General features: G+C 62.2%; 9 protein-coding genes. 7 read left to right on the top strand and 2 right to left on the bottom strand.

The annotated features are described in order from the left end of the window. From M3N55_RS16385 to M3N55_RS16415, 7 genes are all read left to right on the top strand, one after another. Positions 1–453 (top strand): ATP-binding cassette domain-containing protein (locus M3N55_RS16385; RefSeq protein WP_249060940.1); only part of this gene is annotated, 453 nt, incomplete at its 5' end. Next, on the top strand, positions 434–1,486 hold the full coding sequence (gene galE, locus M3N55_RS16390; RefSeq protein WP_249060941.1) for a UDP-glucose 4-epimerase GalE: 1,053 nt from the start codon (positions 434–436) through the stop codon (positions 1,484–1,486). The genes M3N55_RS16385 and galE, both read left to right, overlap by 20 nt. Before the next feature lie 8 nt (positions 1,487–1,494). Then, positions 1,495–2,598, top strand: coding sequence for a polysaccharide pyruvyl transferase family protein (locus tag M3N55_RS16395; RefSeq protein ID WP_249060942.1), 1,104 nt, complete (start codon positions 1,495–1,497; stop codon positions 2,596–2,598). Next, positions 2,595–3,563 (top strand): hypothetical protein, encoded by a 969-nt coding sequence (locus tag M3N55_RS16400; protein ID WP_249060943.1) that lies wholly within the window; start codon positions 2,595–2,597, stop codon positions 3,561–3,563. The genes M3N55_RS16395 and M3N55_RS16400 overlap by 4 nt, the downstream gene beginning before the upstream one ends. After that, complete coding sequence (locus M3N55_RS16405) at positions 3,560–4,687, top strand: N-acetylneuraminate synthase family protein (protein ID WP_249060944.1); 1,128 nt, start codon at positions 3,560–3,562, stop codon at positions 4,685–4,687. Before M3N55_RS16400 ends, M3N55_RS16405 begins: the two co-directional genes overlap by 4 nt. 7 nt (positions 4,688–4,694) lie before the next feature. Next, a complete protein-coding gene (locus M3N55_RS16410; protein ID WP_249060945.1) occupies positions 4,695–5,396 on the top strand; it encodes a cytidylyltransferase domain-containing protein in 702 nt (233 codons plus the stop codon). Further along, on the top strand, positions 5,393–7,153 hold the full coding sequence (locus tag M3N55_RS16415; protein WP_249060946.1) for a hypothetical protein: 1,761 nt from the start codon (positions 5,393–5,395) through the stop codon (positions 7,151–7,153). The genes M3N55_RS16410 and M3N55_RS16415 overlap by 4 nt, the downstream gene beginning before the upstream one ends. Positions 7,154–7,349: 196 nt before the next feature. Here M3N55_RS16415 and M3N55_RS16420 read toward each other — a convergent pair whose 3' ends face one another. Both M3N55_RS16420 and M3N55_RS16425 read right to left on the bottom strand, forming a co-directional pair. After that, a complete protein-coding gene (locus M3N55_RS16420; RefSeq protein ID WP_249060947.1) occupies positions 7,350–7,652 on the bottom strand; it encodes an amidase family protein in 303 nt (100 codons plus the stop codon). Between the two features lie 60 nt (positions 7,653–7,712). Further along, positions 7,713–7,856, bottom strand: a 144-nt coding sequence (locus tag M3N55_RS16425) for an ATP-binding protein (RefSeq protein WP_249060948.1), incomplete at its 5' end; no start/stop codon positions are given.

A 7,856-nucleotide genomic window follows, 5' to 3' on the forward strand; every position in this document is an offset into this window, starting at 1 on the left:
AGCAATATCGCCCTTGGTATCGCGCCAGAGAAGGTCGATACCGCACGGGTCGAGGATTGCGCGAAGCGCGCGCAACTGCATGATTTCATTCTGTCAGACCTGCCCGAAGGCTATGCAACCCCCGTAGGCGAACGCGGCGTGCGCTTGTCGGGTGGGCAGCGCCAGCGTCTGGGCATCGCGCGCGCGCTTTATCACGATGCCGACCTGATCGTGTTCGACGAGGCGACCAGCGCGCTCGACAACGCCACCGAGCGCGATGTGATGTCGGCCATCGACGCGTTGCCCGGCGACAAGACTGTGCTGCTCATTGCCCACCGCCTGAGCACCGTGCGCGGTTGCGACCGCATCATCGTGCTCGACAAAGGCCGGCTGGTGGGCTTCGCCCGATGGGACGACCTGATGGCTGAAAACGATGTGTTCCAGAGGATTGCGAATGTCCCGACCGATGGCTGAGCCTGACCCAACCCTGTCCCGCCCTGTTCTGGTGACAGGGGGTGCCGGCTATGTCGGCAGCCATATTGCACTGGCGCTGCTTGATGCCGGATACAGGGTCGTCGTGGCCGACAACCTATGCACGGGGCTGCGCTGGCTTGTCCCTGACGGCGCATGTTTCGAGGAAGTCGATCTGCGCGACGGGGATGCGCTGGAACAGATACTCCGGCGCCACGATATCGGCTCGGTGGTCCATTGCGCCGCCTCGACCGTGGTCCCGGACTCTGTTGCGGACCCGCTAAGCTATTACAGCAACAATATTGGGGCGACACTCAGCCTGCTTGGGGCAATGGCGCGGGCGGGCGTTCGGCGGATCATCTTTTCATCGACCGCTGCCGTCTACCGCGCAGACAATGCTGGGCAGCCCATAGCAGAGGACGCGCCCACCGATCCGCTGTCGCCCTATGGCGCAACCAAGCTTATGGCAGAACGCATACTCCGCGACACTGCCGCGATCGGGGCGCTGGACTATACGATCTTGCGCTATTTCAACGTGGCAGGTGCCGACCCCGATGGCCGCGCGGGCCAGTCGACCCCTGCGGCCACGCATCTGATAAAGCTGGCCTGCGAAACCGCCTGCGGACGGCGCCCGTCCCTGACCATCTACGGCACCGACTGGCCCACGCCCGACGGGACCGGTGTGCGCGATTTCGTCCATGTTTCTGATCTGGCGCAGGCGCATATCATGGCGCTGCAACAAGGTGCAGAAGCCGCGCGCAACCGCATTTTCAACTGCGGCTACGGCAGCGGCTACAGCGTGCGCGATGTGGTCCGGGCATTGGAAGCAGCTACCGGCACAGCCTTGCCGGTCCAGACGGCAGCGCGCCGCGCCGGGGATCTGGCACAAGTGGTCGCGGATGGCCGCGCTTTGGCAGACACGTTGGGCTGGCAACCCCGGTATGCCGATCTGAACACGATTATCGCGCATAGCCTTGCATGGGAATCAAGCCATTCCACACCAGAATTCCACGGCCTGTCCGGCCGTCCAAAATAGGAGAACACATGTATACGATCGCGAATATCAGGCCACTCGGGTATAATGTCGGCAACCATGCGATCAATTTCGCGTTGCGGCACATGCTGTATGAAACCTTCGGGCGGCTTGTCTCGGTGATCGAATATCCCGCGACCAGCAAGCACGAAAGCACCACAAAGGCAGGGTTGAGCGCGGGCACGGTCCACGAGATCAACCGCTTTGCCGATGGCGTCATCGTCGGTGGCGGAAACCTGTATGAGAACGACGAAATCGCTGTAGACCCGCGCGCTTTGGCAGCGCTGCAACCGCCGCTGATGCTGTTTTCAAATTCGCGTGGTCGCATCTATGACCGCCATGGAAACCTGTCAGACCGGTCTGACGTGATCCCGGATTCGAAGCTGGCAACACTGCTGGGCCGGGCCGATATCTCGTTGTCGCGCGACACCGCAACGCATGACTACCTGTCGAAAATCGATGCGCGCGACCAGCTTGGCTGGTGCCCGACCATCAATATGAACCGCTACGCGGGAAACCTGCCATCCCTGCCCGAGAACGAAGATGCGGGCGCCCTGATCTCTGTACGCACGCCGGGGCTTATGAACGTGCCCTACTGGTTCCAGAGCCGCATCCAACTTGATATCGAACGGGCCATCGATGCGCTGCGCGCCGCCGGTCACAAGCGCATCCGGATTCTGTGTAATGACAGCCGCGACCTCGATTTCGCGACCGCGTTCCGTTACACAAAGCAGGTCGATTCTGTCTACACCAATGATGTTTACCAGTATCTGTCGCTGCTGAAATCTGCGAGCATGGTGGTCAGCTACCGGCTACATGCCACCCTGCCCGCTATCTCTTTCGGCACGCCCACGGTGAACATCGTTTACGACGAACGCGCAATGTCGCTGTTCAACGATCTGGGCCTGACCCCGGCGACGCTCAACATGGTCGAACTGGGCACCGGTTTTTCCGACGCCTTGGCGACCGCGATCAGCAAGGGCGGCTACACCGCGCAGGATCATGTCGGGCTTGCAGCGGACTGGACCGCCAAAGGGGCCGAGCAATTCACCCAATTTGCGCGGTTCAAGGACATGATGCAGCAGTATCTTGAACGTGCGGGCCGCGGCGTGTGAGCCTCGGCACACCCGATCGTAACCTGCCGGTGCTCTTTCATGTGCAGGCCGGGGCGCGGGTCGGCATGGGGCATCTTGCGCGCAGTTCGGCACTTATGGCCGGGCTGCAAGCCAAGGGCGTAGCATGCCGGCTAAGCCTTGATGCCGATGCCGCCGGGCACAGCTTTGCCCAAGAGCGAGGGCTGGATGCAACGGCCACGCTTGACGATCCCTGTGCCGCGCTGGTTATTGATGCGCTGGCGCTGCCCGCAACGACACGCGATGCCGCAGGCCATATCTTCCCGCGCCTGCTGATTTCGCCGGTCTGCGCCGATGCAGATATCGCAACACATGTGATGTTGCGCGATATGCCGCCGGGTCTGGCCGGGCAACTGGCCCCGAACACGCAGGTTCTGACCAACCCTGACTTTGCTTTCGTGACCGCACAAGGCCTTGCGCGCCGCGCCCTTGGGTTTGAAGACCTGCGGATCGGGCTGTGCCTGTCGGGGGGCGTGGACGCTATGGCGCTAGACCCTCTGGTCAAGATGCTGGCCGGGCTGCCCCATGTTACGCGCTTGACCGTGATTGATACACGTCGCCCCGTGCGGGCAGACGACCCGGATGGACGTGTCGTCCATCTTAAGCCCGGCCCTGCCCCGTGGCACGGCCTGCGCGACATCAACCTGTTTATCGGAGGCGATGGCGTCATGCTGGCCGAAGCCATCGCGCAAGCCATCCCCGCCATTAGCCTGACCACCGCAGACCGTTTGCCCAAGAATGCCGCATTAATGGCCACCGGTGCGTTGGCCTGCGTGCTGCGCGGGCCGGAGATGGACGCAGAGTTGACAAAGCACATCCGTGATCTTACCGCGCTTGAAAAGATGCACGACAAAGCATGGCACCTTGACGGACCAAGCCGCGCAACCGCGCTGGCACGCGCTGTCATAACCACGTTGCACGATACGCCGAAAGTTTATGCACCATGACCCAATTTCCAGAGATCATTGCCGAAGCGGGCAGCAACCATAACGGCGACCCGGCACGTGCCTGTCAGTTGATAGACCTTGCGGCACAGGCGGGCGCGAGTTCGATCAAGTTCCAGTTCATCTATGCCGATGGCCTGTATCTGCCCGACTACCCAGAGCAAGGCCCGGACGGGGAGATCACCTACAGCCCCAGCACCGTTTTTGCCCAGCGCAGGCGCGAAGAAATGTCCGACAGCGATTGGCAGACGATCTGGGACCATGCCGCGCGGGTTGGCATGACGGTCTCGGCTTCGGTGTTTTGTGAACGCGGCATTGCACTGCTGACAGGGCTTGGTGCGCCCTATGTCAAAATCGCCTCGACCGACCTGACCAATCACGCGCTGATCGCGCGGGCCTGCGACAGCTTTCCACGCGTGATCGTGTCGACCGGCATGGCCACGATGGGCGAGATCGAGGCGATGGTGACGATGGTCAAGCGCGACCACCCGACGACGGATTTCAGCCTGATGCATTGCGTATCGGCCTATCCGTGCGACCTCTCGCAGGCCAACACGGCGCGGGTTGCGCTTCTGGCACGCGCCTTCGAGGTTCCGGTGGGGTATTCCGATCATACCGGCGAAGATATCTCTGCCGCGATGGCGCTTGTGCAGGGTGCGAGCTTTTTTGAGAAACACTTCACAACCGACCGCAGCCTGCCGGGGTTTGACCACGCGCATGCGCTGGATGGCCCGGCGCTGCAACGCTATGTCGCCCACCTTCGCGCCGCCGCCCAAAGCCTTGCACAGCCCGCAGCAGGGCTGGCCAAGCAAGAACTGGTCACGAAGGTCCGCGCCCGCCGTGGGCTTTATGCCGCGCGCGATCTGAAAGCGGGGCATGTGCTGACTGCCGAAGACTTGCTGTTCGTGCGGCCCTCGACCGAATTTCAGGCAACCGATCCTTCCCAGCTTGTCGGGCAGCGCCTGACACAGGACGTGCCACGCCATGCGGCACTTGGGCCGGGTCCGGGGGTCGGGATCGTTGCGTCGAACTGGGGCAGCGCCGGAGCCTATTGGGGACAAGAGATGCAGGAAAAGGGCATGACCCCCGCACCCACCAGTCCCAACGCGTCCGAACCGCAGGGCTGATCCGAAAATGCGGCCTGTGGTTTTCATCTACGCGCGCAGCGACTCGCAACGCCTGCCGGGCAAGGCACTGATGCCGCTGGCCGGCATGCCGCTGGTCGCGCTTGTCGCGGCGCGGGCCGCGCGCGTTGGCGCACAGGCCTGCGTGCTGGTCACGACCGACCGCGCGCTGGATGACCAACTGGCCGAAACCGGGCGCGCGCTAGGGCTGGACGTGGTGCGCGGGCATGCCACCGACCTTGTCGCCCGCAGCCTTCAGGCAATCGCCGAAACAAAAGCGACCCATTTTCTGCGCGTGAACGGTGACAGCCCGTTTTTTGCCCCCGAACTGGCCGCCGCCGCGATGGAGCATCTGCGCCATGCTGACCTTGTCAGCAATCTGATCCGGCGCAGCTTTCCTTATGGCGTGGCCGTCGAATGGGTAAGCGCCGATGCCTATGCCGACCTGTCGGACAGCGCCGCCGACGCCGAGCGCGAACATGTGACCCAGCATCTGTATCGTCAAGTTTCGCGGCTGAATGCCCTGTCGGTGGAACAGTCGCGCGATGACAGCCACCTGCGGCTGGCACTGGATACCGCGCAGGAACATACCGACCTGACCCGTCTGATCGGCGCTCAGGACCCAACACAACTGAGCTACTGGACAGCCTGTGGCCTGACCAAGCCCGAACCTTTCGTGACATCCCCAGCCAAGGGGGCCGGAGCACCGTGACCGCCAGAGTTTCCGACCCAATGCGGCGCGATGTGCCCGGACTGGCGCTGCTGAAAGGCGCGCCGACGATTGCGGACTTGTTCCTTGACGGCGAACCTCTGACCCGCCACCTGGGCTGGCCCGAAACATTGGTTTGCATGGATCGTGCAATCGAGCGGCTTTTTGCATTTTTCCGGGCGCAATATGACCTGCCAAACCGCCATGATACCGATTTGCTATTGTTCGAAGGCGGCTGGATCTACGCCAAACGCGACGGTATTGCCGGGCCTGTGCTATGGCTGTTCCTACTGGAGCAGATCAAGGCGGCCCGTGCCCGGTCTGATCTGACGGATCGGGTCGGCAGCGGCGCGGAGCTGCATGTGACCGAAGGTCTGCGCGCGCCTGAACCTTTCATCCAAGCCCTGCGCGACGAGTTCGGCTGGTCGACACCGGACCCGGCGCAATTCCCCTCTGGGCGGGCGGCTGTGATGTTCACAAAACTCGACAGAATTGGAATGTGGCGGTATTTGCTGCGTTCCTGCCTGCGCGTGGGCTTGGCACGTCCGACCTTGCGCGCGGCCAAGGACAAGGCAACGCGACTGCTGGTCTCTACCGCGAGTTTCGAAAAGCACCGTTACGGGCCTCTGATCGCGGATTTACGCGCCAAAGGCTATAGCCTGACCGGGGTGCAACCCAAGGAACGCCCCTGGGCCAGAAGCGACGGCTACCCGGACGGCATCGTATCGGCCCATCACGAAGGTGGCGGACCCGGCGCAGTGATGCGGGCCGCGGCGCTGGCGCTTCGCCTGGCCCTGCGACAGATGCGTATCGCGCCACGGCTAAACCAAGTCGATCCGGTCATGGCACCGATGTTTCGCTACAAGATACCGCACCTGTTCCATGTGGCTTTGCACGCCATCTGTCTGGAACGCATGGCGCGGCGCGTATCGCCCGCCGCCTTTCTGCGCAACGGCAATTACAACACGCCCGATGAACGGCGCACGAATTTCGCCTGCCGCCGCGCAGGTGTTCCGACACTCGTGGTCACGCCACGCGCGCTTAGTCCGCGCATGCCCGCCATGCCCATCGACTACAGCCAAGAGCATAAAAGCCTGCCTGCTGGATTCATTGTGTCTGATTTACATTCGGCGCGGCTTTTGTCGGGCTGGGGGGTTCCGGATGAGAAGGTCTCGCTTGGCAGCCGCGAATTGATGGTGGATGATCGGGCGATCAGCGCCCCGGACCCCGATGCTGTCCCGGTGCTTTTGATTCTGCTGGACAACGCCATGAACAGCCCGGCCATGCTGGGCGACATTCTGGCAAACCTTCCGCCCGACGCGCGCTACCATTTGCGGATACGGGCGAACCCGGTCTGGCCGATGGACAAGATGCCAACCCTTATGGCCCAACTTGAGGGCGTAACCTGGGAAAACGCCACCGGCAAACCGCTGGAAGACGTGGTCACGCCAGGGCGCACATTGGCGATCACACCTTGTTCCGGCGTCGGGGCCGATTGTGTCCGCTGCGGTTCAGCCCTGCTTAGCATGCCCTACCTGTCGTCGAACGCGCCAGCGCATGCCGATGTATTGGAAACGACAGGCCGCATCTGCCTTGACCGCCCGGCACTGGCCAAGCAATTGCGTGTGCTGGCAAATATCGCCACGCTGCATGCGCGTTGCCTGGAGGACCGGGCCCGACTGACGGCGTCAATTGCCCCGGCTCCGCGCCCGCTTATCGATGCGGTGCAAGCGCAGCTTGAGCGCTTCGCGCAAGGGTAAAAGGCGGGCGCTGCGCCAATCGCTGCACTTGCCGGGTTGGTTTTTTACTGACACTCCCTGCACAGCACCAAGGCCAGAGATGTTCCCTTTGGTAAGGGTGTCTCGCTACTGCATGACAACCTTAATCTATGGCAGGGTCCCAGCGATGTCCCGGAACCCTGCTTGTTAACCGCATGTCAAGCGGTTGGTCAGGGTCCTACGCACCCACCCTCAGCGTTGGGTCAAGAACAGGCGCAACGGCCTGAGAAATGGCCAAAAGACGCGCATCGCCAAGCCGAGGCCCAGCAAGCGTAACCCCGACAGGCAAACCGTTCGGACCTTTTGCGCCCGGAATGTTGATGCAAGGCACCTGCAACAATGTCCACATGCTGTTCATGATCGCATCCCCTGTGGTGGTGTCTGGGTTCTCCGGTGCCTCGCCGAGTGCAGAGGGCGTCAACACAGCATCCAGCTCTGTGCTGAAAAGCGCATCGAAGCGCATACGGCTGTTGATTGTCACTGAGAACTGACCCGGCATTGTCACCGAGAACTGACCCACCCAGTTGTTATGTTCTGCGTGTCATGTTGGGGTCAATGGTGGTGTTTCCTTCCGTTTCTTTTTCGCTGTTTCGGAGCTGGCCTTGAAGCGGTAACTGTCGTTGCCGGTCTCCAGAATGTGGCAGCGGTGGGTGAGGCGATCGAGCAGCGCGGTGGTCATTTTGGC

It is taken from the genome of Roseinatronobacter domitianus (assembly GCF_023336755.1).
Taxonomy (GTDB): domain Bacteria; phylum Pseudomonadota; class Alphaproteobacteria; order Rhodobacterales; family Rhodobacteraceae; genus Roseinatronobacter; species Roseinatronobacter domitianus.

Excerpts from the sequence above, each read along its gene's own strand:
- M3N55_RS16405 (WP_249060944.1), top strand. The coding sequence starts at position 3,560 with ATGACCCAATTTCCAGAGATCATTGCCGAAGCGGGCAGCAACCATAAC.
- M3N55_RS16410 (WP_249060945.1), top strand. The coding sequence starts at position 4,695 with ATGCGGCCTGTGGTTTTCATCTACGCGCGCAGCGACTCGCAACGCCTG.
- galE (WP_249060941.1), top strand. The coding sequence starts at position 434 with ATGTCCCGACCGATGGCTGAGCCTGACCCAACCCTGTCCCGCCCTGTT.
- M3N55_RS16395 (WP_249060942.1), top strand. The coding sequence starts at position 1,495 with ATGTATACGATCGCGAATATCAGGCCACTCGGGTATAATGTCGGCAAC.